This is a genomic window from Shewanella holmiensis (assembly GCF_025370255.1).
GTDB classification, from domain to species: domain Bacteria; phylum Pseudomonadota; class Gammaproteobacteria; order Enterobacterales; family Shewanellaceae; genus Shewanella; species Shewanella holmiensis.
This window is the reverse complement of sequence record NZ_JAMTCD010000005.1, coordinates 170,071-194,726: the sequence shown is the minus strand read 5'-3', so window position 1 is coordinate 194,726 and position 24,656 is coordinate 170,071. Positions and strand designations below refer to the sequence as shown.

The 24,656-nt window shown below is 42.6% G+C and carries 21 protein-coding genes; 2 read left to right on the top strand and 19 right to left on the bottom strand.

Translation table 11 applies throughout. The annotated features are described in order from the left end of the window. Positions 1 to 254: 254 nt before the first annotated feature. On the top strand, positions 255 to 3,410 hold the full coding sequence (locus tag NE535_RS06105; RefSeq protein WP_261297779.1) for a DUF3427 domain-containing protein: 3,156 nt from the start codon (positions 255 to 257) through the stop codon (positions 3,408 to 3,410). A gap of 121 nt (positions 3,411 to 3,531) precedes the next feature. On the opposite strand, the gene NE535_RS06100 is transcribed toward NE535_RS06105, so the two are convergent. The 15 genes from NE535_RS06100 to NE535_RS06030 form a co-directional block, all read right to left on the bottom strand. Further along, a complete protein-coding gene (locus NE535_RS06100; RefSeq protein ID WP_425347443.1) occupies positions 3,532 to 3,867 on the bottom strand; it encodes an FKBP-type peptidyl-prolyl cis-trans isomerase in 336 nt (111 codons plus the stop codon). Between the two features lie 183 nt (positions 3,868 to 4,050). Continuing rightward, positions 4,051 to 6,015: an alpha/beta hydrolase family protein gene (locus NE535_RS06095; RefSeq protein WP_261297777.1), complete on the bottom strand. Its 1,965-nt coding sequence runs from the start codon at positions 6,013 to 6,015 to the stop codon at positions 4,051 to 4,053. Positions 6,016 to 6,099: 84 nt separating this feature from the next. After that, positions 6,100 to 7,440 (bottom strand): MATE family efflux transporter, encoded by a 1,341-nt coding sequence (locus tag NE535_RS06090; RefSeq protein WP_261297776.1) that lies wholly within the window; start codon positions 7,438 to 7,440, stop codon positions 6,100 to 6,102. A gap of 99 nt (positions 7,441 to 7,539) precedes the next feature. After that, positions 7,540 to 8,571 carry a protein-glutamate methylesterase/protein-glutamine glutaminase gene (locus tag NE535_RS06085; protein ID WP_261297775.1) on the bottom strand — a complete coding sequence of 344 codons (1,032 nt, stop codon included), beginning with the start codon at positions 8,569 to 8,571 and terminating at the stop codon, positions 7,540 to 7,542. Then, positions 8,568 to 9,437 (bottom strand): CheR family methyltransferase, encoded by an 870-nt coding sequence (locus NE535_RS06080; protein ID WP_342454493.1) that lies wholly within the window; start codon positions 9,435 to 9,437, stop codon positions 8,568 to 8,570. Before NE535_RS06080 ends, NE535_RS06085 begins: the two co-directional genes overlap by 4 nt. Before the next feature lie 95 nt (positions 9,438 to 9,532). Beyond that, positions 9,533 to 11,731, bottom strand: coding sequence for a methyl-accepting chemotaxis protein (locus tag NE535_RS06075; protein WP_261297774.1), 2,199 nt, complete (start codon positions 11,729 to 11,731; stop codon positions 9,533 to 9,535). A gap of 44 nt (positions 11,732 to 11,775) precedes the next feature. Continuing rightward, positions 11,776 to 12,312 (bottom strand): chemotaxis protein CheW, encoded by a 537-nt coding sequence (locus NE535_RS06070; protein ID WP_261297773.1) that lies wholly within the window; start codon positions 12,310 to 12,312, stop codon positions 11,776 to 11,778. A gap of 14 nt (positions 12,313 to 12,326) precedes the next feature. Further along, positions 12,327 to 14,672 carry a chemotaxis protein CheA gene (locus tag NE535_RS06065; protein WP_261297772.1) on the bottom strand — a complete coding sequence of 782 codons (2,346 nt, stop codon included), beginning with the start codon at positions 14,670 to 14,672 and terminating at the stop codon, positions 12,327 to 12,329. Positions 14,673 to 14,689: 17 nt separating this feature from the next. Next, a complete protein-coding gene (locus NE535_RS06060) occupies positions 14,690 to 15,055 on the bottom strand; it encodes a response regulator (protein ID WP_261297771.1) in 366 nt (121 codons plus the stop codon). Between the two features lie 12 nt (positions 15,056 to 15,067). Beyond that, complete coding sequence (locus NE535_RS06055; RefSeq protein WP_261297770.1) at positions 15,068 to 15,349, bottom strand: STAS domain-containing protein; 282 nt, start codon at positions 15,347 to 15,349, stop codon at positions 15,068 to 15,070. Between the two features lie 232 nt (positions 15,350 to 15,581). Next, positions 15,582 to 16,244, bottom strand: coding sequence for an SCO family protein (locus NE535_RS06050; RefSeq protein WP_261297769.1), 663 nt, complete (start codon positions 16,242 to 16,244; stop codon positions 15,582 to 15,584). Between the two features lie 59 nt (positions 16,245 to 16,303). Continuing rightward, entirely contained in the window at positions 16,304 to 17,212 is a 909-nt protein-coding gene (gene cyoE / locus NE535_RS06045; RefSeq protein WP_261297768.1) for a heme o synthase, read from the bottom strand. Between the two features lie 15 nt (positions 17,213 to 17,227). Beyond that, on the bottom strand, positions 17,228 to 18,208 hold the full coding sequence (locus NE535_RS06040) for a COX15/CtaA family protein (protein WP_261297767.1): 981 nt from the start codon (positions 18,206 to 18,208) through the stop codon (positions 17,228 to 17,230). Beyond that, the gene (locus NE535_RS06035; RefSeq protein ID WP_261297766.1) at positions 18,208 to 18,759 is read right to left on the bottom strand and encodes a hypothetical protein; all 552 of its coding nucleotides are present in this window, start codon (positions 18,757 to 18,759) and stop codon (positions 18,208 to 18,210) included. The genes NE535_RS06040 and NE535_RS06035 overlap by 1 nt, the downstream gene beginning before the upstream one ends. 41 nt (positions 18,760 to 18,800) lie before the next feature. Then, positions 18,801 to 19,619: an SURF1 family protein gene (locus NE535_RS06030; RefSeq protein ID WP_280925379.1), complete on the bottom strand. Its 819-nt coding sequence runs from the start codon at positions 19,617 to 19,619 to the stop codon at positions 18,801 to 18,803. 1 nt (position 19,620) lies between these two features. On the opposite strand from NE535_RS06030, the gene NE535_RS06025 reads away from it, so the two are divergent. Then, on the top strand, positions 19,621 to 19,785 hold the full coding sequence (locus NE535_RS06025) for a DUF2909 domain-containing protein (RefSeq protein WP_261297765.1): 165 nt from the start codon (positions 19,621 to 19,623) through the stop codon (positions 19,783 to 19,785). 9 nt (positions 19,786 to 19,794) lie between these two features. On the opposite strand, the gene NE535_RS06020 is transcribed toward NE535_RS06025, so the two are convergent. The 4 genes from NE535_RS06020 to coxB are packed head-to-tail and all read right to left on the bottom strand — an operon-like array spanning position 19,795 to position 24,387. Then, positions 19,795 to 20,670: a cytochrome c oxidase subunit 3 gene (locus NE535_RS06020; RefSeq protein ID WP_261297764.1), complete on the bottom strand. Its 876-nt coding sequence runs from the start codon at positions 20,668 to 20,670 to the stop codon at positions 19,795 to 19,797. Beyond that, the gene (locus NE535_RS06015) at positions 20,667 to 21,230 is read right to left on the bottom strand and encodes a cytochrome c oxidase assembly protein (protein ID WP_261297763.1); all 564 of its coding nucleotides are present in this window, start codon (positions 21,228 to 21,230) and stop codon (positions 20,667 to 20,669) included. The genes NE535_RS06020 and NE535_RS06015 overlap by 4 nt, the downstream gene beginning before the upstream one ends. A 1-nt stretch (position 21,231) precedes the next feature. Further along, positions 21,232 to 22,824 carry a cytochrome c oxidase subunit I gene (gene ctaD / locus NE535_RS06010; RefSeq protein ID WP_261297762.1) on the bottom strand — a complete coding sequence of 531 codons (1,593 nt, stop codon included), beginning with the start codon at positions 22,822 to 22,824 and terminating at the stop codon, positions 21,232 to 21,234. A 9-nt stretch (positions 22,825 to 22,833) separates the two neighbouring features. Further along, positions 22,834 to 24,387: a cytochrome c oxidase subunit II gene (gene coxB, locus NE535_RS06005; RefSeq protein WP_261297761.1), complete on the bottom strand. Its 1,554-nt coding sequence runs from the start codon at positions 24,385 to 24,387 to the stop codon at positions 22,834 to 22,836. Positions 24,388 to 24,656: the final 269 nt, after the last annotated feature.

The following is a 24,656-nucleotide window of genomic DNA, read 5'->3' as shown; positions in this document are numbered from 1 at the left end:
ATCAGTTGTCGGCAATTTCAGAACGTGGCCAAAGTCAGCCGCAATAATCTAACCCGACATTTGGCCCAGCTTGTAGAGTAACAATGTTTGGCCAAAACCGACGCGGGCGGCAGAAGTACAAGGTATGTGTTGGTGCTGTGATTGTTGTATACGCTTCTGTATTCAATTGATAAATATTAAAATTTAGATTACTCATACATGAGTGTTGTTATAGTATATTTTTATCTTCTGTACTTTCAAAAGGCATATCCGACATGGATCAAGTTGGTATTTATGAAAAGCTCATTACTCAACTTATTGATAAAAACATAGATCGTGATGTTTTCTATTTAGGAGAAAGGCCGCTTGATAGTGCTGAAGCCAGTATTTGGTTATCCAGATTTTTAACAAACATCATTAAGTATGCGATAGAAGCCGTTCCAAAAGGCGATGACCAGTTAGCGAATCAAATTAGTCTTGCTAACAAATTGGTTTTTTGGCTAAAAGATCATGTCAGTGATGATCAGTTGATATCTGAAAACTTGCTTGATAGTAAAGGCCGTATTTTGACGGCGTTGTTTGAAAAGCAAAACCCAATATCAACCGATTTCCCAGAGTTTACGAAGGCCATTTATCCTCTAACAGGTTTAAGTCAAAGTGAATTGTTTTGTGGCAGCAATGCGGGTATTTCACTTGAAACAGAGCTTAAACGTGAGATCCGCTCAGCAGACAAAATTTATTGGTTAGTGTCTTTTATTAAGTGGGCCGGTATTCGGATTTTTAAGAATGAACTTGAAGAGTTCACTCGCAGCGGCAAAACGCTGCGGATCATCACGACATCTTATATGGGGGCGACAGATGCTAAAGCGGTCGAGTTTTTAGCAAGCCTGCCAAATACAGAAGTTAAATTGAGTTACAACACTAAGCGTGAACGCTTGCACGCTAAATCCTACTTGTTTTTGCGTAATACAGGGTTCCACACTGGATATATCGGCTCATCTAACTTGTCGCATTCTGCACTGACCAGTGGCCTTGAATGGAATTTAAAAATAACCAGCCAAGAAATCCCCCACATCATAGACAAATCTCTCAACACCTTTGAATCCTATTGGCAATCGAGTGAATTTGAATTGTTTAAGGGTGATATTGAATCTAAAAACAAACTTCACGAGGCGTTGCGGGAGGCTAAGGGCGGTTACAGTGACGACAGTGCATTTCATTTTGATATAAAGCCCTTTGCACATCAGCGAGAAATCCTTGAGCAGCTGGATGTTGAGCGCACAGTTCATCAGCGGTATAAAAATCTAGTCGTTGCGGCAACGGGCACCGGTAAAACACTTATTTCAGCGTTTGATTTTGCCCGTTTTTATAAACAGCATCCAGAAGCTAATTTTTTATTTGTGGCTCATCGACAAGAGATCCTTAAGCAAGCTTTGTCTGCCTATCGTGGAGTATTGAAGAATAATCAGTTTGGTGAATTGTGGGTTGCTGAGCACAAGCCTAATAGCTACCGGCATTTGTTTGCTTCAGTACAAAGCTTAAACCTGCAATTAGAAAGCTTGCCACTCACCGCTGATTTTTATGATTATATTGTGATCGATGAAGTACATCACATTGCAGCAAGTAGTTATCGAGGATTACTAGCGCATTTCTCACCCAAGATTTTATTGGGGTTAACCGCCACGCCGGAGCGTCATGATGGGCAAAATATCCTTGATGACTTTTGTGGGGTAATCGCTGCAGAAATTCGTTTGCCTGAAGCCATCAATCAGCGCTATTTATGTCCTTTTCAGTATTTTGCAATTGATGATGATACCGACCTTCGCAAAATTAAATGGCATCAAGGGCGATATGATATCGCAGAGCTAAGCCATCTTTATACTCATAATGAACAACGAGTTACTCGCATTATTAGAAGCCTAAAGGAAACAGTCACTGACATTCGTCAGATAAAAGCCTTGGCGTTCTGTGTCAGTAAGGAACATGCAGAATATATGGCAAAGAAGTTTAACTTAGCCGGTATTAGTGCAGATGTTCTTACTAGTGATAATAGTCATGAACGGCAACAAAAGCGCCAAAGTCTAGTCAGTGGTCATGTGCACATTTTATGCGTGGTGGATATTTTCAATGAAGGCGTCGATATTCCAGACGTTGATACATTATTGTTTTTACGTCCAACCGAAAGCTTAACCATCTTTTTGCAGCAGTTAGGGCGAGGATTGCGATTAACTGATGATAAACAGTGCTGCACGGTATTGGACTTTGTGGGTAATTCTCGTGATGAATATGACTTTTCACAAAAGTTTCGCGCGTTGGTTGGTAAAACGAATCAATCGATTAAAGATGAGATAACCAATGATTTTCCTCACTTGCCATTAGGCTGTCGGATCGAGCTAGAAGAACAGACTCAGGCAATGATTTTACGGAATATTAGTCGTGCAACCATGAATGCTAGCAGGCTGCGCCAGCTCATTAATAATTTCGAGCACCAAAGTACGCTTACCTTAAGCTTGGTTAATTTTTTACGCTTTAACCCTAACGTTCAGCTAGAAGATATTTATAAGCTAAAAATGAGTTGGTTAGAACTCGTTGAGAGCGCACATAAAAACCAAATAAATGAGCCAAATTTAGATGGAAGTCTGGCGAAAGCCTACTATCGCGCGATAAATAATCATTTGTTTGCCTGCAGTTCTATCTCATATTTACAGTTTTTAAAGCAGCTAATTATCGATAATTTCAGCTTCGACGATATGGATGCAACCCAGTGTCAATTTGCATTAATGTGCCATTATAATTTTTGGGATAAGTCGGGCGCCGAGCTAGGTTTTACCAGCCTTAAGCAAAGTGTTGCGGCGTTGAGACATGCTCAGTTACAAGCTGAACTCCTTGATGTCATATCGTTACTTATTGAGCGTATACATCATAATGAATTTGAAATGCTTATCCCTGGAATCCCATCTTTGAAAGTGCATTCAAGGTATACCAGAGAGCAAATACTCGCAGCCACTGGCGCAAGTTCTTTTAGCAAAAAATCGACTGCCCGTGAAGGCGTTTTAGTCCTTAAAGCACTTAATGTTGAGCTGTTGTTTGTGACCTTGAAAAAGTCAGTCAAACAATTTTCGCCGACGACCATGTACCATGACTACGCAATCAATGAATCGTTATTCCATTGGCAATCTCAAAATAGTGCAAGACCCGAACATGGCCGAGGTCTGGGTTACATTGAGCATGAAAAAGAGGGCCGTAAATTGATTTTGTTTGTGCGTGAGCAAGCTAAAGATGAAAACGGCCGCACCATGGGTTTTGTCAATTTTGGCGAAGTAGTTTACATGGCGCACTCGGGGATACAACCGATGAATATTACTTGGAAATTAATGACGCCTATGCCAGACATTATGTGGCATGAAGCTGCAAAATTAGCAGTAGGGTAAGCCTACCAAATCGGCATATGCAACTGTTGAAAACAGGATGTTTTCGTCAAGCCCCCATGGATGGGTTTACGGCGTGTTGCAGAGGACGATATGGTGGGCGTGAGATCATTAAGGGCGTGACTTAATCATCACGGGTTAACACTTCAAGCAATTCAATGTCGAAAAACAAATCTGAATGAGGCGGGATTTTCTCGCCAATTTGACGTTCGCCGTAACCAAGGTTTGCTGGCACTGACAGCTGACGTTTACCCCCAACGCACATAGGATTGTCTCCAATAATGCCCATATACCAACCTTGAATAACCCGCTTAGCAGATATCACCACTTGAAATGTATCTGAACTATCAAACACAGTGCCGTCGGCTAGTTTGCCAGTATATTTACAGGTAATTAATGCGCCTTTTTCGGCGGCTTTGCCTGTACCGACTTGAGTGTCGTTGATGATTAAATCTGTCAATGTTGATGAGGTCATAGGGTGTCTTATTGATTGTTTTGTCGATTTTTGTGAATGTTCTTAATGAGTGTCTGATGCCAGCAGACTGGCTAAAAAGCCAAAAAATATGCCCGTATCATAGCAGTTGATACGGGCATATTTAAAGCTGTTAGCTTAAGTAACACTCTAATAGCGTGTGGTGTTTAATTAGTTCACCGGTAAATGCTTTTGTAAAAAGGCTTCAATAGCATAAAAGGTTTTAAGTCTGTCAGCATTGTCACTAAGGTAATGGTCGCCATCTTCAAGCTCAACAAATTGGACATTTTTATTGTACTTAGTTAATGCATCAAACATATCTTCACTGTGCTCAACGTCGACAACCCGATCTGTCTCGCCGTGAATTAATAGCACTGGCACATTAATGTCTTTGGCTTTACTGACAGGGGAGCGGGCATAAAGTGCATCATAATCGTCGCCAATTTGCTGCTTCACAATTTCAAAGTTGCGGTAACGGCGGTGTGACTTGACTAAGTCTTCCACATCCATCACACCACCAAAACTAATAGCACATTGAAATAAATCTTGGGTGGTTGCAACGGCCATTAATGCGGCGTAGCCTCCGTAACTTGCCCCAGCAATACAAATTCTTTTAGGGTCAGCAACGCCTTGTTCAATAAGCCAGCGTGTACCGTCTTCTACGTCGGTTTGCATTTCAAGCCCCCAGTTTTTGATACCTGCTTTCATAAAGTCGTAGCCGTATCCGTCTGACCCTCTAAAGTTCATACGCAATACCGCATAGCCGCGATTTGCAAAGTATTGGGTCCAATAGTCAAAACTATTGTTGTCGAAACTAATTGGTCCGCCATGGGGGAATACAATGGTGGGTAGTTTAGTTTTTAATGCGTTTTTTGGCTTTGTTAGAAAACCTTCAATATTTAAACCATCACGGGCTTTGTAGTTAATACTTTCGGTACTGGCCATTAATTCAGGGAATAAATTTTTGTAGCGATAAGCAATAGGGATCAATGTTTTGGCATCTCTGTTACCTAAATAATAAGTGCCTGAGTCGGTAGCGCTGGTAGAGAATACAATGTAACTGCGCTCGTCTTCACTGTATTGAGTAATAAAATTGCGGGTGTCGGGCAACACTTGATTCAAGCCATTAATGAGGGCGATATATTCTTCATCCCAAAAAGTGTATTCCGAGTCAGCACCATCACTTACACCAACGATTTGTTGTTTTACTTTGGAGTAAATTAACCCCCCAGTGACATCAAGATTATCTCGCTTAAACACCAGCTCTTTGGTGAGTTTAGGATCAGTGAGGTTCACTTTGAAAATAGCTTTATAGCCTTCATGGTAGGCTTGAATATATAAAATGTTAGGGTCTTCACCGAAGCCCATTGGCCAAACTTGATCTTCAGCAAACGCCTCAAATTCCCATAACGTACGATAGCTTTCATTGTTATCGGCTTGTTCAATGATTTTATAATGGGTGTCATCTTGAAAGATGCCGACACGTACTCGATGTTGTTTGTCCGTCGTCCAATCGATGACATTTTTTACCGCATATTGCACAGCACTTGAGCGGCCGTCGGTGAGGTTAATTTTCATTACTGTTTCATTTTCTGGTTTGCTACCTAATCCAGTAAATTGCATCAGAATGTGGTCATCATCGTCTTTGAGCATATCAATAATATCAGATTGAATTTGTGGCACCCATTTAAAGCGTTTTAAAACCATGGGTTTAATCACACTTGATAATTCATTTTCAGAGATAGAATATTTAAATAACCGCCATTCATTGGTTGGCGTGCCATATCGTATGGCTGGAAACTTGGCATAAATAAATAATATGTCATTACTTGCCCAGGATAAGCCGGTAATGGTGAATTTTTGGTTGTCAGTTTGTACTGGATAAACTGACTTACCAGAAGCAACATTATAAATATTAACTAATGAGCCTTTTTGAGTATCTAAATCCAACCGAACAACTGTTGCAATGTTTTTACCATCAGGTGAAAGGGTGACATTGGTTACGTCGGGAATGCTGGCAAAAGCTTCAACAGGCAGTAGTTGTGGTGTAGAGGGAGTGGCAAATGAAGGTTGTGCAACAAGCAAAGCGAGTAACAGTGCAAATGCACTGGAAAAAAGAGCTAAAGTCCGTTTCATTAAATATCCAAACTAAATTGTTATTTTGACATGTAACCAGGATGTTACCGTGTAATGCATCAAAGTTTAATGCTTTTTGAGTATTTACCCAAATTTTAGTTTAAGTCGGTAATGATAGTGCCACCCCAAACTCAAACTACGAAACAACATAAATGCACATAATGCGCCCCACAAAGCATGGTTTTCGTATGATTGAAGGCTCCACCAAAGCGGGAAATATACTCCAAAGGTTGCCAAAATCATGCTGTTACGCATTACCTGTCCTTGTGCAGCGCCAATATAAACCCCATCAAATAAGTAGCAACCAAAGGCTAAAATAGGCATGGCAATTAGCCAAAATAAGTAGGTGTTTGCGGTTTGTTGTACGCTGGGGATATTAGTCAGTAAATGTATTATTTGATTGCCAAACAGCCAAAAGCCGCCGCTAAATATGATGGCGATAATTGCCGACCAAGCAAACGCTAGACTGACGGAGTCAAATAGCAGAGTGGGGTTGCGTTGGCCGACCGCTCGGCCTACTTCGGCCTCTGCATAGTAAGCAATACCATCAAGCGCGTATGAAATTAACATCAATAAATTAAGCAACACCGCATTGGCTGCTAAGGTGGTATCACCTAATCCTGCACCGTAAAACGCCATAAAACTGAAGGCGGCTTGTAAACATAAACTGCGAATGAATATGTCACGGTTCAGAGTAAGTAGGCGTGATAACCCTGCAAATTTAAGGTGTTGCCGCAATTGTGACCAAGCAAAATGGTTCTGCTGTTGTTTAAGCTGGCGTGTGACCATGACTGCAGCAACTGTGAAGGCGCATATATCGGCAATGACAGAGGCTAACGCCGCCCCTTGTACGTTCCATTGAAAACCAATGACAAACACCACATCCAAAATAATGTTGGCGATATTAGCAATGATCAGCTGCCACATGGCTGCTTTGGGTTGTTGCCTGCCCAGTAGCCAGCCAAGTAAAACAAGGTTTGTGAGAGCAAAGGGCAGTGACCAAATACGGATTTCAACATATTGGCGACAATAATATTGTACCTGAGCGCTAGCTTCGGTTAAGTGTAGCGCCAAGGACAAGATGGGCTGTTGTAATGCCAAGGCGCCTGTGGCAAGTAAAAGTGCTAAACAAACACCTTGAACCAACAACTGCTGTTGAGTGTGATCGTCTTGTGCACCATAGGCTTGAGCAACAAGGCCTGTGGTCGACATACGTAAAAAGCCCAGCAACCACACCATTAAGGTGATTATGGTGCTGCCAAGAGCAACGCCGCCTAAATAATACGCTTCACCAAGATGGCCAATGACGGCGGTGTCGACCAACCCAAGCAGTGGAATGGTAATATTGGATAAAATCATCGGAATGGCTAATGCCATTAGCTGGCGATTTTTATCACCATTTGAGAGAGCGCTAAATAAGGACATATGCAAGGTACTGTACTTTAAAGTGGTTTTATTATCGGTTGGAACAATATTGCACCAAATCCATGAACTGGCTTCAAGCCATAACTTGCTAAGACGGCGTTAATTGATTGTCAGTAAGGTCAGTAATTTACTACTGATATCGGTAAGAGGTAAAACTTCATTTGCAGCATTAATTTCAACTGCTGAGCCAGGCATCCCCCAAACAACGGATGAGGCTTGATCTTGGGCGATGGTATATGCTCCTTTTTGTCTCATATTCAATAAGCCCTGACTGCCATCATTACCCATTCCGGTTAATATTATGCCAATTGAGGTTTTAGCGGCATGTTCAGCCACGCTGTTAAACAACACATCAACTGAAGGTTTGTGTCTATTAACGGGATCGCTATTCAATAATTTTGTTTTAAAATGGGCACCATCACGGATGATCACTAAATGCTTGTCGCCAGGGGCAATATACACATGGCCTGGGGTAAGTTTTTCACCCCCTTTAGCCTCAATCACATTAAGGTTGCAGTTTTTATTCAGCCTGACTGCAAACGAGGTACTGAAAACCGGTGGTATGTGCTGAGTAATCACTACTGGAGGCAGGTTAGCAGGTAAAGGCGTTAGCAGGGTTTGTATCGCTTCAATGCCTCCGGTTGAGGCACCAATAGCAATTAAGCGGTTTTTGAATTTATGACTAACGTCTGAATTCGGTTGTAGATTATGGCGAACAGGTGGTGGAGCATCAAAAGTGATTTGCCCAGCAGCTAAGACTTTATAAATTAAATTATTTTGAAATAATGCTAGGCTATTTTGATGATTGTTTTTAGGCTTAGCAACGTAATCTATTGCACCCAAAGATAACGCCTCTAGGGTAACATCAGCGCCTTTTTGGGTTAATGATGACACCATCACCACAGGCATGGGCCTTAAGCGCATTAAGTTGCGTAAAAAAGCTAAACCATCCATTTTAGGCATTTCGACATCAAGTGTTAGCACGTCGGGAGAAAGTTGTTTGATTAACTCTCTGGCCTCGTATGGGTCTTCCGCTTCACCTACAACAATAATGTTGTCGTCAGCATCTAACATATGGGTCAGCAACTGACGCATGAAGGCTGAATCATCTATGACGAGTACTTTAATCATTCAGCCTCCTGTTGTTGAAATAAAGGTGAAAATGGCACCTTACGCTTTCGGGCGCGGTAAATTGTGTGTCCTACAAATTCAAAATCAGCAGCAAAATCGTTGATAGTTTCAGCGTGACCTATGATTAAATAACCACCATCATTTAATAATGCTCTAAATTTTTTAATAATTCTCTGCTTTGTATCACTATCGAAGTAGATAAACACATTTCGGCAAAAAATGACATCGAAAGGCCCCGACATCGGCCAAGTTTGTAGTAGATTAAGCTGCTTAAAGTGTACTAAATCTTTGATACGCTGCTTGATGGAGAATTGTTCAGTATTGGGTAAGGTTTTTATGTATTTTGCGGAAAAATTAGCAGGTATTGTCGGTAATACTTCCGCAGAATAAATGCCTTTTTTTGCCGTTTCAAGTACCTGGGTGTTTAAATCAGTAGCCAAAATTTTTACATCAAATAGGTTTAAATCAATTCGGCCATACAGTGTCATCGCTATGCTGTAAGCCTCTTCTCCTGTCGAACACGCTGCTGACCAAATACGGATTCTTTTTTGTTTACCGGCCAGCCACTGCGGGCAAATCTGTTTATCTAAATGAACAAAATGATGCTTTTCTCTAAAAAAGGCCGTTAAATTTGTGGTGAGTGCATTAATAAATTCAGGGAGCTCTTGGGTGTTATTTTCTAGGTAGTGGCAATATTGGCTGAAGGTGCTCAGCCTCAAAGTGCGAACACGTCTGGATAACCGCGAATACACCATCTGCTTTTTGCGTTCTGGCAGCACAATACCTGTTTGCGAATAAGCTAAATTTCGTAAAAAATCGAAATCCGCTATGCTCATTGGGAATTCTTGTTGCTGCCACTTATCCACAAATGTAATCCCTTAAGCATTTCGAATGTGTCACGTAAACAATATTAACCTCAAGCATAACACTTGGGGTTAATCGCATGATTAAACTTAGGCCGTTAGAACTCTTGCCAATCTTCGTTACTTACCTGAATGGCCATATGTTTAATTTTCGATTTTTGTTTGCTTTGAGTTTCAAAGGCGACTTCAGCATTACCTGTGTTAAAGAAGCTCAGTTTGCGCTTCATTTGACGTGCTTGCTCGGTCATGGTGTCACCTGCTGCGGCAATTTCTTCCACCAAGGCCGCATTTTGTTGTGTCATTTGATCCATTTGAGAAATAGATTTGTTCACCTCAAAAATACCTGATGACTGCTCTTCTGCTGCAATCGATATATGGGCGATCATTTCTGCTACCTTGCTTACAGAAAGCATAATGTCTTTGAGTGTTTCACCAGACTGATTAACAAGTTGAGTACCGTCAGTGACTTTATTAACGCTGTCTCTGATTAATTCTTTAATTTCTTTTGCGGCACCAGCACTGCGCTGTGCCAAATTACGCACTTCACCCGCGACCACAGCAAATCCACGACCTTGCTCACCCGCTCTAGCGGCTTCTACTGCGGCATTTAGTGCTAATAAATTCGTTTGGAAAGCAATTTCATCAATCACGGTAATAATGTCAGCGATACGTTTACTTGACTCAGTAATGGCATCCATTGCCACTACCGCTTGTTTAACCACATTACCACCTTGTTCTGCTTTTTGATTGGCTTCAATGGCAAGGTTATTGGCAATTAAGGCGTTGTTTTCACTTTGCTTAACGGTAGCGGTCATTTGTTCCATACTGGCAGCGGTTTCTTCTAATGATGCCGCTTGCTCTTCGGTACGCTGGCTTAAATCAATGTTGCCTTGGGTTATTTCCTCTGCACTGGAGGTAACTGTATTGGCGGCATCACTAATTTCACTGAGCACCTCAGTAAGGCGATCAACTGTGGTGTTGGCGTCTTGCTGGAGTTTGTTAAACTGACCTGAGTAAGATCCTTCAAGCTGACGGCTTAAGTCGCCTTGAGCCAAAGCGTCAAACAGTTTTACTACGTCTGATAAAATATTGTCTGATACCGTGAGCAATTGGTTGAGGTCTTTAGATAGTGACAAGAAGAATCCGGCTTTACCTTCTAAGCTTAATCGTTGACTTAAGTCACCTTGGTTGGCAGCGCCAAGCAATTGGTGTAATTCTTTTTCAATCATGACTTCAGCGGTGCGGTCTTCCCACTCCACCACAGTACCAATACGGTTATCTTCCCCGTCCTGAATAGGGTTGGCGGTAAATTTGAATACTCGGCTTCCAACTGCAAATTCGGCTCGGTGGGTCGTTTTTAGCGCTGCAATCACATTATGCTGATGTGATGGATTTTTATGGAAAACGTCAATGTGTTCGCCCACAAGCTGTTTGGCATTAAAGTTAGGTAGGCCCGTTCTTACATCTTCTTCTGCATCTTCAAACATGGTTTGCAGTGCATCGTTAGTATAAATAATACGATTATCATTATCTGCCACCATGGTACAGGCACTGACACAGTCTAATGCTTGTTTTAGGCGGGTGTTTTCAGCGGCCAGCATGTGTTCTTTATGTGTTTTCGCTACTTGCTCGGTCATGTCTAACCACTCAACAACCGTACCGATACGTTGATCATCTTTAAATAAAGGCGTGGCGGTTAATCTAAAAGATAACCCTTCAATCACAAATCTGGTGCAGTAAGGCGTGGTGAGCTTATCCATCAGCTTACGTTGGTGTTCTGGGTGCTGATGGAAGATATCCATATTTGAACCCACCAATTTATCGACAGATAAACGAGTCAGGCTTTTTTGTAATACTTGTTCATTTGACTTGAACATTTTGTACAGCGACTCGTTACGATAAACGATGTCGTAATGTTCATCTGCCACCATGATATTACCTTGGCAGGCATCTAATGCTTGCATGTAAAAGCGGCTATTGATTGTATCTTGATGCCATTGATTTAGCGCGGACTGTAGTTGTGGCCAATGTGGCGCCTCAAACTCAGCTAAATTAACGGTGTGATCCGTGTCATAACTACTGGCAATATCTTGGGTGGCTTTTACAAGACGTTGATTTTTTTGCTGTAGTCGGAATATGACAAATAGGGTGCTCAACAAGGTTAATAGCATTAATGCGTTTACCCATAAAGCATCAAGTCCTGCCAAACTGCATGCTAATGCGAGTGCACACAATAGCGGCGCTGCATATGCAAGAGGATGAAGGCCACTGGTTGGCGATGATTGATTTTCTGGCATGTTTACGTCCTCTGTTTACTTATTCTTATCGTGGCCAAATGTTTTTAGGCTGCAGGTATTTCGAGTTGTTCTATGATGCTAGACAGCTGCTGAGCACTGGGTAACACCTCATTGCCTAATAGTTTGTGTACATCCAAAATAATCACCATTTTGTCGCTGAGACTAGTGAGTCCTTTGATAAATCTAACGTCAGTGTCGAGTCCAAAATCTGGTGTTGGTCTTAAATTTTTATCGTCGACAATAATCACATCGGAAACCGCATCAACCACAATGCCAATGACTTTACTGTTTTTTTCTATTTTAACTTTAACAACAATCACAACGGTTGTTGGACCGTAGGTAAGCTCACTAAGCCCAAAACGTTGGCGCAAATCAATGATAGGCACGACATTGCCGCGCAAGTTGATAACCCCTTTGACATATTCTGGTGCATTGGGAATAGCAGTGGTTTTTTGCCAACCGCGTATTTCTTGTACTGAGAGTATCTCTACTCCATATTCTTCAGGTCCCATAATGAATGTTAAGTATTGTTGATTAACATCACCCTGGGTTGCTTGCGATTGCTGATGCGAAACATCCACGTTAATTCGCTCCTTTATGCCGCATGTTCTTTGTGATGGCCGATGCCAGAAAGATGTGTCAGGCTGATAACATCTATGATCAGTGCCACTTCACCGTTACCGAGTATGGTTGCCCCTGATATGCCGGGTGTTTTGGTGTAGTTAACTTCTAAATTTTTAATCACCACCTGTTGTTGCGACAGGAGTTCATCAACCAGTAAACCGACTTTTTTGTTGTTACAGTCGACAATCATTACGATACCTTTTTCAATTTTTTGGGCATCGGCCTGATGATTGAATTGCTCAAATACTTTAACAATGGGAATGAATTCTTCTCGGAGATGAATAACCTCTTGGCGATGACCTTGTTGATCTTTGCCTAGGAAATTTATTTGGCGCTCTGAAACCTGCAATGACTCATGAATTGACATCAGTGGCACGACATAGACATGGTTACCTACTCGCACTAATTGGCCATCTAAAATGGCAAGGGTTAATGGCAGACGAATCGTTATATGGCTGCCTTTACCTGGTGTTGAAGCTAGGTTGATATCGCCATTCAGCTCGGTGATGTTTCGCTTAACGACATCCATGCCGACACCGCGGCCAGAAAGGCCTGAGACATTCTCAGCAGTTGAAAAGCCGGGTTTAAATATGAGCTGGTGGATCTCTTCTGTGTTCAGGTGTTCGTTGTCAGCAACCAAGCCTTTTTTACGCGCAATACTGAGAATCTTGTCTGTATTCAAACCACTGCCATCATCAATTATTTCAATAATAATATTACCGCCACGGTGAAATGCGTTCAGTTGGATTGTGCCTAATTCAGGTTTACCTTGTTCGCGTCTTTTTTCGGGAAGCTCTATACCGTGATCCAATGAATTGCGCACGAGATGTACCAGTGGGTCGACAATTTTTTCCATTACGGTTTTATCGAGCTCGGTTTCTTCACCGCTTAACACTAAATCAACTTTCTTGCCCAGTTGTAAACTAATGTCGTGCACCAACCGAGGGAAGCGATTGAAGGCAAATGAAATGGGCATCATTCTAATTTGCATTACATTTTCTTGTAATTCACGGGTGTGTGATGCCAACTGTTCTAAGCCTAATCGCAGCGTAATAAGGGTTTCTTGGTTGATAGTTTCTTGTTGGCCTATTTGACCTAACATGGCTTGAGTAATGACTAATTCACCGACCATATTGATCAGTTGATCGACTTTTTCTATGTTGACCCGTATTGAACTTTGATTGATATCGGTAGAGCGTGAACTAGGCTTGGTGACGACTGATTTATTGGATTGTTCACTTGTCGAGGTAAAGGTGGTTGTGTTGCTTATTTGGAGCTCGTTTACTTCAATCTGTGCCTGCACATCTGCAGTATTTACAGTGGTTTGTTCGATGGGTAATGCTTGAGCGCTAGGGTGATTTTGTTGTTCAAATGCTTCAGCCAAGGCACTTGTCATATCAAAACTATTGGCTGGCTCTGCGGCTGATTGTGGTTCTGTCAGGGTTGGCGCAGGGGCGTCTGTTATAACGAATGAGTCTTCTTTGACAGCATCTTGGTTATTGGCTTCTTCTGGTGCTTTTGCATCAAGTGGCGACAGAAACTGGGCATCGGTTTCGGGGGTTCGTTCAAGCTGATTAAATTGAATGTCACATTCACTTTCTACCCATTCAAACACTTCTTTAATGCGGGATATTGATGTGTCCGTCAGTAGCAATAATTGCCATTGCAGATAACAAATTTCAGCTTCGTATTCGTCAACATCTGGGTAAGCGACATCTTTTAAGGTGACTTTTAGTTGTCCCAGTTCTGCCAGTTCAGTAAACATGTAAATGGGATCGTTACCGCAACGTAAAATATCTTCACCGGCGCTAAAGTCGATTTGCCAAAGGGTTAAATCCGGATCCAGGCCTGTCTCTGACACAGTGGAACTAGGAGATGATTGTGGTTCATTTAACGTGTCTGTTTCTACGCTGATGTTGGCATTTGACGGTTGGGCGAGGGTTTGTTCAAATCGCTTCATCAATGGTGCAAATGCGGGATCATTGCAGGCTTGATCTTTCATTAAAGCATCAATCATATTGCGTATTACATCGACCGATGCCAGCAGCATTTCAACATGCTGTGGTTGCATTGGCCTGATGTGTTCGCGGATCTCGTCTAACAGCGTTTCAAGTAAATGCGTAAAATTAGCTACTTCGGTAAAACCAAAGGTCGCACTACCGCCCTTAATGGAGTGAGCAGCACGGAATATTGTATTGATACTTTCCTGATCAAAATTTTCTATATCAATCGCCAATAGCTCAGACTCCATTTTAGAGAGTCCTTCTAAGCTTTCCTCAAAAAAAACTTGGCTAAATTGACTGAGATCAATATCCATTTATTCTCTGCTTATCACTAAAAACGGAGTACTTTGGCTGCGGTTGCCAAAAGTTGTTCCGGATTAAAAGGTTTTACTATCCAGCCTGTGGCACCAGCGGCGCGCCCTTGTTGTTTTTTTTCTGGGCTAGATTCAGTGGTCAGCATCAATAACGGCGTAAAGCGGTACTGGTCAAGCGCCCGTAATTCTTTAATCAGCGTAATGCCATCCATCACGGGCATATTAATGTCAGAGATCACCAGATCAAACTGAGTTTGCTTGGCTAATGTCAAAGCTTCACTGCCATCAGCGGCGACATGCACTTCATATCCTGCTGTTTGCAAGGTAAAGCTGACCATCTGTCGCATGGAGGTGGAATCGTCGACTGCCAGAATTTTTTTCATTAAAACTGTCCTTTAAACTGAGCCAATTAGCGGTGGTATTGTAATCGCGAGTAACGCTAATTGCTTGCATATCTCTTTATCGGCTGGAAGCCAAGTAACATTAAGTGACCGTTTGATACAGGTTTGATGCAGTAAAAACAGTAACTGCGCTCCGGCAGTATCCACTTTGGTCAGTTTGCTGGCATCAATAATAAATGGTGTGGTTTGCTGTAAATGATTAGCAAGCTGAGAATATATTGGCTGTATATTACGAATTGTAATCGCCGCGCCTAAATCTAGAGTGGTTTCAGTCATGCAGTATTCCAACCGTTAACAGCAACTTATTAAAATATAGCCTTTATTACTATTTGAGCAATATTAATCATGGTTTTACGTAGATTATTATAAACCAAGTGTTGCAGTCGGGTTCACGGGCAGAGTTAGCGGATAGCGTATGGCTAATTGTAAGCGTGAATTCAAATAGTATTAAACACAAGATCACACGTTACTGATCAAATCGAGTAATGTAAACCGATCTTAAATCGGCTTATGCATTATTAACAATCTTTTTAAAATCAGCAATTAACTCTTCATTGAGTATTTGAGGTGGTAAACCGGGTTTCGGCTTAGCCCTAAACACTGCGGTTTTTTCGCCTGTGGGGGAGACCAGTACATAAGAAGCACTGTGATCGATTTGGTAATTTTCTCCCTCCCCAACCATCGCATAAACAAAGCCGAGATCACGGCTGAAAGGAAACAACTGGCTATGTTCTGCCGTTATGGCTTTAAAATCGCGGTTAAAAAAGTTGATGTAGTCTAAACGTTTAACTTGGGTATCGCGTTGGGGATCGGCGGACACAAAAACAACCTGTATATCGGCAGAGATTTCCTGCAGCTCAGGGTAGGCGGCAGCTAGCTTATTTAATGTGGTTGGGCAGACATCAGGGCAAGAGGTGAAGCCAATAAAAAAGAGGCTCCACTTACCTTGTAAATCTTGATTTGTGAAAGGGTTGCCGTGTTGATCGCTGAGGCTAAAAGTGGCTAGTTTTCTTGGGTTATCGTAAATAAAGCCAGTAGCTAGCTCGATATTTTTGTATTGAGAGTGATGCATTTGTGTGGATGAATTGGCCGGTGGCGTTTGCCATTGATAGGCCGTGAAACCGCCTATCGCCACCGCCATCAGTGCCACAATGATACTGCGTTTACGCATTTAGCACGCCCTTGGTTATGAGTGTCATTCTTATTAAAGAAGCTTTATTGCAACAGGATTTAGTTAACCCACAAATAGTGATCAACTAACAAAACGATGAATAACACCATCAAATGATAGATAGAAAATTTAAATACATTCATCGCTAAGCCTTGGTAGTCATGGTATTTAAGCTGCCAAGCTTTATAAATAAACCCACAACTGAGTAGCGTTGAGCCGACCAGATAAACCGGACCACACATGCCGACTAATACCGGCAGTAAACACGCGATAGCAAGAAGAATGGTATACAACAAAATACACGTTTTAGTAAATTCAACACCATGGGTAACTGGCAGCATGGGAATGTCGACTTTGGCATATTCTTTTCTGCGGTGAATCGCCAATGCCCAAAAGTGCGGCGGCGTCCAGGTGAAAATGATGATAACCAAGAGTAAAGCATGGCCGTGTAATTCGTTAGTGACTGCTGTCCAGCCTAATAATGGTGGCATTGCCCCAGCTAACCCGCCAATGACAATATTTTGCGAGGTAGCACGTTTCAAATAAGCGGTATAAACCAAGGCATAACCGATTAAACTGGCAAAGGTTAGCCAGGCCGTCAGTGGATTTACCCAGGCGTAAAGCATGACAAATCCTATCAACCCAATGGATACAGCAAATACCGCAGCCTTGGTGCCTGAGATTTTCCCTTTCGGTAAAGGGCGGTTATAAGTGCGGGCCATTAAGCCATCAATGCGACGGTCTATTAAGTGATTAAATGCTGCCGCAGCACCAGCCATTAGTCCAATGCCAACCATGCCGACAATAAGAGGCTGAAGTGGCACTACGCCGGGTACCGCTAAACACATGCCGACCAATACAGTGAGCAGCATTAACGCGACGACTTTAGGTTTGGTCATTTCAAAATAGGCACGCCATTGAAATGTAACAGCCTCATGGGGGGGGTTGAGGATGATTGGTTTTGTCATTGTTATGTCCTCTGGTTACGCTTTACGCCATAGGGCGTAGTTGATAAATACCATGGTTAGCAACAGTAATGCCGCGCCGCCATTGTGAGAAACTGCGATGCCTAATGGTAAGTGCATCACTACATTGCTGATCCCAAGTGCCACTTGCGCTATCACTAACAAAATTAGTAAAAAGGCGCTTTTTCGCATTGTGGATGATTGTGCTTTTAATAGTTTTATCGCAATCCACACTAAAATAATGGCGGTTAATACCCCCCAAATACGGTGGCTAATATGAATTGTCATTCTGGTCGCATAATCTAAAACACCAAATTCAAAACTGGGATGGTTGCCTTGAAAAGGTGAAAAAGCATCGGCAAAGCGTAAGTTATCAACCCAATTACCTTCGCAAATCGGCAATGTAGTGCAGGCTAAGGCCGCGTAGTTTGATGAGGTCCAGCCGCCTAAAATAATTTGTATCACCAACACTGCAAGCCCAAATGCGGCGATAGGGGCTAGCTTTCTGGCATATAAGTCGCCGCCCGGGATCCTTAAGGGCTTGGTACGTAAATAGAGAATGAATAATAATGAAAATAAACTAAACCCACCTATAAGATGTGACATTACCACAATCGGCATCAGCTTCATGGTGACCGTCCACATGCCAAGTGCCGCTTGAAAAATGATTAAAGCGGATATCAATATCGGGAGCTTTTTGGGCGCAGAAGGTTGCTTTAAACATAAAATCAAAATGACTAAAACGAGTAACCCCAAGGTGCCCGCAATATAACGGTGGATCATTTCAAGCCAGGCTTTTTCAGGTTCAACGGTATGTTCGGGAAAGTGCGCTTCCACTTTCGCTAATTCATGACTTTCATTCGGCACGGTTAAATGACCGTAACAGCCTGGCCAATCAGGGCAGCCTAAACCTGCATCAGATAATCGAGTGTAAGCCCCCATTAGAATCACCATTAAGGTGAACACTAGGGTAAATTTGATGAGATGAGGAATGCGCATTAGCCAACCCTCGACAACTTCAGCATTTTACGCAGGTCGGCAATCATTGATTTGCCTTGAGCTATGCTGGCCTCACGACCCGATACGCCATCGTATTGCATAACTAGACTGCCTAACGGATCGATAATGATCATCTGTTGTTGGGTTAATAATGCGGCTATTTGTGCATTGCTGGGGGCTGTTTCAAATTGAATATGGAGTTGCTTAAGTGCGTCTAGGTCGCTGTTATTTTGCAGTAATATAATTGGGCTAACGCGGTCTCGGTCTCGTCCTAGCGCTATATGACTTTGGTTAATCACATAGAGTCTATCCATACATTGCTCGCCACATTTTTCAGGCAGCAAGTACACCATTTGCCACAGATGTGGTTTCGGATTCACCATATTTAACGCGCTGTAGGTCAGCTCGGTATTTAACAATGCCCCTTTGTTGGTGGCGCCGCCATGGTAGAGATCTAAGCTTAATACCAATTTGGCTAAGGCAACGGGCAGTACAAAAACGACTAACAATATGATGAGTGTTTTATTACTTCTTTTGGGCTGGGAGTTCATTCTAGCTCCTCTTCTTACTGCTTAATGTTGATGAAAAATGCTTAATGAGCGCCAGCTTGCCACTTTTTGTGTGCCAGCCATGCCATTAACCCTAAAAATACCGCGGCCATAGTGAACCACTGTAAAGCATATCCTTGATGTTTTTGTGCTGATAACGGAATAGGTTGCCACGGTTGTGGCAAACTTAAATCAGGTACGTTATCTGGTTGCAACACCACAGGTAATAATGGATACCCCAGCAGCTGCGATAATTCATCTATATTTAAATTTTGGAAGCGCATTGGGTTACCTGTTTCAGCCATTAAATGATCGCTTAATGGATTGGTCTGTTTTTGATAAATGCGTCCAATCAGCTTGTATCTTCCCGTTGAAATCGAGCTGATGTCAGGCAAAATTCGGCGGTCTTTATCGGCGGGCACAAAACCGAGTTCAACTAATAAATGCGGTGACGAGGCGTTGACTTGAAACACCTGATAAGCCAAATAACCTACCTGACCCATGTATATTTGATTATCGAGCAGTAGTACCTGCTTCGATACCGGTGATACCGATACGGCAATGCGATATCCTGTTAAGGTTTGTTGTTCTGAATTAGCGTTTGATGTGTGCTCCGCAATGACTTGCAATAATGAATCAAAATTTATTGCTGCTTGGTTTTGCCGCTCGTTTAACGTGATATCCCATGCACGTTTGAATTCTGCACGTTCCAGTTGCCATAATCCTAACTTGACCAAAATGCTAAACACCGCCACAGTGATGACAATAAAAACAAACGCGGCCCAACCTAAACCCGCAAGAGGATTGCCTGTGACAGCCCCATTGTTAGTTAAGTTAGTTTTAGTGCTACTGCTTGTATTCATTATGTTTAATTTAGCCCGTGCATTATTTATTATGGTTAAAGGAGAAAACAAACAATCTATGAGTCCTTTTTTAGGTCGAAGAGTGATGTTTTCTGCCCTTGTTGTTATTTTACTGCTGTTGGCCATGGCATTAGGCATTATTCAACCTAACCCACGGCCTTATTAATCAGCGTGTTTACAGTACGTAAACGAACACAAATAAACATAACCACACCACATCAACAAAATGCCAATACCAGCTGCCTGCCTGGAAAGCAAAATGCTTGTCGGTTGTGAAGTGACCTTTTAACACCCGTAATAGCAATACAATTAAGAACACGGTTCCTAAAGTGACATGCATGCCATGAAAGCCGGTTAACAGAAAGAAGGTATTACCGTAGATCCCCGACTCAAGCGTTAAGCCCATTTCATGGTAAGCGTGGCTGTACTCTTCTACCTGTAAAACCAAGAAGGCGATACCTAATAAAATGGTCAGCGCTAACCAAATTTTTAATGGTGTGCGTTTGGCTTTTTCTAAACTGGTGTGAGCAAAATGCAGTGTGACAGAGGAGGTTAACAGTAAAATCGTATTGATTAATGGTAACCCGGTCCATGGCATAGCTTCTGTTTTGGTGCCATCAGGTGTGGTGACTAAAGGCCAAATGGCTTCAAATGCCGGCCATAAAACTTCATGGGTCATGGCATTATTTGACGCGCCACCTAACCAAGGTACCGCAACCATTCTGGCGTAGAATAACGCGCCAAAAAAAGCCCCGAAGAACATAATTTCCGAGAAAATAAACCAACTCATTCCTTGACGGAATGAACGGTCCATTTGGGCTGAGTATAAACCTGCCATTGATTCATCAATGACGGTTTTAAACCAACCAAAAATCATAAATAAAATTACAGCTATACCGGCAATAAGAATATAACCGCCATAACTTTCTTCTGTTGATAATTGTTGTACGTAACTGCCTGCGCCAAAGGCGATTAAGAAAAGGCCAATGGCACCAATGATAGGCCAGGCACTTTGTGCTGGCACATAATAGGCTTCATGCTTTGTGGTCATTTTGCTGCTCCTTGCTTTAAGCCACTACCGACTTTAGCGGTAATGTCGTAAAGGGTATAAGAGAGAGTCAAGGTGTTAATGGATTCCGGTAAATCGGGATCCACGTAAAAAATCAATGGGAGTTCAGCACTGGCTGATGCCGCTAGTGGTTGTTGATTAAAACAAAAGCACTCTGTTTTATTAAAATAGGCAGCACCTTGACCAGGCGATACTGAGGGTATTGCTTGGCCAATGGTGTTGTTTGCTGACAGGTTTTTGGCATGAAATTTAGCATGGGTTAGTTCACCTGGATGAACTTGAATGCGATTTACCGTGGGAGAAAACTCCCACGGCATGCCGGGCTGTATTTGGGCAACAAACTCTATAGTAACAGTGCGACTTTTATCAACAATGACAGCTTCGTATGTACTTGCAGTATTTTGGGTTTTTCCATTAATACCTAAAGTGTCACATAGCACATCGTAAAGAGGCACCAGCGCAAAACCAAAACCAAACATGCCCACAGCACCAAGTGTTAGCATGGTGAGTAACTTACGGTTTGATTTGGTTGGCTGACTCATCTCATTTCACCTCTGGTGGCGTTGTAAACGAGTGATAAGGCGCAGGACTTGGGATTGTCCACTCTAATCCTTCAGCGCCTTCCCATGGTTTATCTGGTGCTTTTTCTCCGCCTTTGATGCATTTAATGACCACGGCTAAGAAAATTAGCTGCGACAAGCCAAAGGCGAATCCACCAATGGATACAATTTGATTGATATCAGCAAATTGAATTGCATAATCAGGTATCCGACGCGGCATACCCGCAAGGCCTAAAAAGTGCATCGGGAAAAACAGCACGTTGACTGAAATAACCGAACACCAAAAGTGCCATTTTCCTAAGGTTTCGCTATACATATGCCCAGTCCATTTAGGCAGCCAATAATAAGCCGCTGCCATAATGGAGAATACCGCTCCAGTTACTAACACATAATGGAAATGCGCAACAACGAAGTAAGTATCGTGGTACTGAAAATCTGCTGGGGTGATTGCTAGCATCAATCCTGAAAAACCACCAATGGTAAACAGAATGATAAAGGCGAGGGCGAAAAGCATTGGCGTTTCAAACGTCATCGATCCCCGCCACATTGTGGCAACCCAGTTGAAGACTTTTACCCCTGTGGGAACCGCTATCAACATGGTGCAATACATAAAGAACAATTCAGCAAATACCGGCATACCTGTGGTGAACATATGGTGTGCCCACACTAAGAATGACAGAATCGCAATACTGGCCGTTGCGTATACCATGGATGAATAACCAAATAACTTTTTACGGCTGAACGCTGGAATGATGGCAGAGATGATACCGAACGACGGTAAAATCATAATGTACACTTCCGGATGCCCAAAGAACCAGAAGATATGCTGGAACATGACGGGATCACCACCACCCGCAGCATCAAAAAAGCTGGTGCCGAAAAACTTATCCGTCAGTACCATGGTGACTGCACCAGCAAGCACTGGCATCACAGCAATTAATAAGAAAGCTGTGATTAACCATGTCCAAACAAACAAGGGTAGCTTCATCCATGTCATGCCTGGGGCACGCATATTGACAATGGTTACAATCACATTGATTGCACCCATGATTGAGCTGATCCCCATAATATGCACCGAGAATACAAATAGCGCTGTACTATCAGGGCTATAGGTTGTCGATAGTGGCGCATAGAATGTCCAACCAAAGTTGGGGCCGCCGCCCTCCATAAATAGCGAGCTAAGCAAAATAGCAAACGCGAAAGGTAATATCCAAAAACTCCAGTTGTTCATTCGTGGTAGTGCCATATCTGGCGCACCAATCATCATAGGGATTAACCAGTTAGCTAAGCCAGTGAAGGCAGGCATAACGGCACCAAACACCATGATAAGTCCATGAACTGTGGTCATTTGATTAAAAAAGTTAGGTTCAACCAGTTGTAATCCAGGTTGGAATAACTCGGCGCGGATAACCATAGCCATGGCTCCGCCAGTTAAAAACATAATAAAACTGAACCATAAATATAACGATCCAATATCTTTATGGTTGGTGGTTAGCAGCCAGCGCATAATGCCTTTTGGGGCACCATGGTGATGATCGTCATGGACTGCAGCAGTATCGTGCGTAGTTGTACTCATTATTATCCCCTACTGTCCATGGCTATTAACATCATTTGCTTGCACTGTATCGCCAGTGTTATTACCCCATGCATTGCGCTCGTAAGTAATCACTGCAGCCATTTGGCGCGGTGATAATGAACTTGCAAAAGCTTGCATAGCGGTACCTGGCTTACCATTACGAACAATATTAATGTGCTGTTCTACAGGTCCCTTAATAACAGGGCTGCCGATTAATGATGGGAAAGCGCCTGGTAACCCCGCTCCGGTGGCTTGATGGCAAGCAGCACAGGTTGAGGTATACACTTGTAAGCCTTCAGTCATTAGTTCTTCGTGGGTCAGTTCGGTTAAATCAATGGGCATTACCGTTGCGACAACCTGTTGAACATCAGTTGGAACCGACTCCATTGGGCTATCAGAAGTCATAGGTTGAGGAGCTGAGGCACTGTTATCAGCGTTGCCACCATTAGCGGCATTACTCACATCCACTGCTTGAATGACATCACCAGAATCATTACCCCAAGCATTACGCTCATAGGTAACCACTGCGGCAATATCTTTCGCACTCAACTGTTTAGCAAACGACTGCATGGCTGTTCCAGGCTTACCATTAAGGACAATGTCAATATGGCCATTAATTGGTCCCTTGATGATTGGGCTGCCAATAAGCGATGGGAATACGCCCGGCAAACCTGCTCCGTTGGGTTGGTGACAAGCTGCACAGGTAGAGAGGTAAATTTGCTCACCCTTTGCCATTAACTCTTCTTTTGAAAGAGTCTCTGATAAGGCGGCTTTCGCAGCTTCAGCTGCGTTACTCGCTTGCTGTTTTTGGTCTAATAACCAAGCATCATATTCCGCTTCAGGTAATGCCTGCACAACAATCGGCATAAAGCCATGATCTTTACCGCATAGCTCAGCACACTGGCCGCGATAAGTTCCTGCCTTGTCGATACGCGTCCACGCCTCGTTAATAAACCCCGGATTCGCATCTTTTTTTACTGCAAATGCGGGTACCCACCACGAGTGAATAACATCATCAGAGGTCATTAAGAAACGAACTTTACGATTAAGAGGTAAAACTAAAGGCTTATCTACTTCTAATAAGTAAGTATCGCTTTTGGTTTCGTCTCCTTCAATTTGATCTCGTGGAGTGGATAGAATGCTATAAAATTCGACGTCTTCATTAAAATAGCTGTAATGCCATTTCCACTGCGAACCGGTAATTTTAATGGTTAAATCCGCATTTGACGGATCTTCCATCGCTATTAGGGTTTTAGTGGCTGGAATCGCCATTCCAATAAGAATGACAAATGGAATGACAGTCCAAGCAATTTCCACTTTAGTACTTTCATGAAAATTTGCCGCGACAGCGCCTTTGGATTTTCGGTGATAAATCATGGAATAAATCATGATCCCAAACACCACTAAACCAATAGCGCAACAGATATATAGAATAATCATGTGGAGGTCGTAAACCTGACCACTAATATTCGTTACACCTTTTGTCATGTTGAGGGGCATTTCGTTTGCCCCAAGGGGAGGTGCCAGTAACACCGCCATTACACAATACAACCATTGCTTCACAAGACTTCTCCTCTGCCAATTGCGAATAGCAACTACAAAGAAGAGTCACACAGTAAGTCTCTGCTCTATGCAAACTCTTCGGTTCCCAAAAAAGTTTGATGACTCCAAAGTACCCTGGTGGTTGTAAGCGTTTCGGCTTACTGGTTTTTATTAAATGTGCACCACGCTGGTACTTACAACTGAACTTATCAATTCTGATTTGACGCTTTTATCTGTCAGATAAAATCTAGACTGTAGCGTTTCAGTAAGGTTGAAAATGTTTCAACCTT

Coding starts and splice junctions, on each gene's coding strand:
- NE535_RS06030 (WP_280925379.1), bottom strand. CDS start 19,619: ATGAATACAAGCAGTAGCACTAAAACTAACTTAACTAACAATGGGGCT.
- NE535_RS06055 (WP_261297770.1), bottom strand. CDS start 15,349: ATGACTGAAACCACTCTAGATTTAGGCGCGGCGATTACAATTCGTAAT.
- NE535_RS06015 (WP_261297763.1), bottom strand. CDS start 21,230: ATGAGTCAGCCAACCAAATCAAACCGTAAGTTACTCACCATGCTAACA.
- NE535_RS06020 (WP_261297764.1), bottom strand. CDS start 20,670: ATGACCACAAAGCATGAAGCCTATTATGTGCCAGCACAAAGTGCCTGG.
- NE535_RS06050 (WP_261297769.1), bottom strand. CDS start 16,244: ATGCGTAAACGCAGTATCATTGTGGCACTGATGGCGGTGGCGATAGGC.
- NE535_RS06035 (WP_261297766.1), bottom strand. CDS start 18,759: ATGAACTCCCAGCCCAAAAGAAGTAATAAAACACTCATCATATTGTTA.
- NE535_RS06085 (WP_261297775.1), bottom strand. CDS start 8,571: ATGATTAAAGTACTCGTCATAGATGATTCAGCCTTCATGCGTCAGTTG.
- NE535_RS06025 (WP_261297765.1), top strand. CDS start 19,621: ATGTTTAATTTAGCCCGTGCATTATTTATTATGGTTAAAGGAGAAAAC.
- NE535_RS06040 (WP_261297767.1), bottom strand. CDS start 18,208: ATGCGCATTCCTCATCTCATCAAATTTACCCTAGTGTTCACCTTAATG.
- NE535_RS06065 (WP_261297772.1), bottom strand. CDS start 14,672: ATGGATATTGATCTCAGTCAATTTAGCCAAGTTTTTTTTGAGGAAAGC.
- NE535_RS06095 (WP_261297777.1), bottom strand. CDS start 6,015: ATGAAACGGACTTTAGCTCTTTTTTCCAGTGCATTTGCACTGTTACTC.
- ctaD (WP_261297762.1), bottom strand. CDS start 22,824: ATGAGTACAACTACGCACGATACTGCTGCAGTCCATGACGATCATCAC.
- NE535_RS06075 (WP_261297774.1), bottom strand. CDS start 11,731: ATGCCAGAAAATCAATCATCGCCAACCAGTGGCCTTCATCCTCTTGCA.
- NE535_RS06090 (WP_261297776.1), bottom strand. CDS start 7,440: ATGTCCTTATTTAGCGCTCTCTCAAATGGTGATAAAAATCGCCAGCTA.
- NE535_RS06060 (WP_261297771.1), bottom strand. CDS start 15,055: ATGAAAAAAATTCTGGCAGTCGACGATTCCACCTCCATGCGACAGATG.
- NE535_RS06105 (WP_261297779.1), top strand. CDS start 255: ATGGATCAAGTTGGTATTTATGAAAAGCTCATTACTCAACTTATTGAT.
- cyoE (WP_261297768.1), bottom strand. CDS start 17,212: ATGACAAAACCAATCATCCTCAACCCCCCCCATGAGGCTGTTACATTT.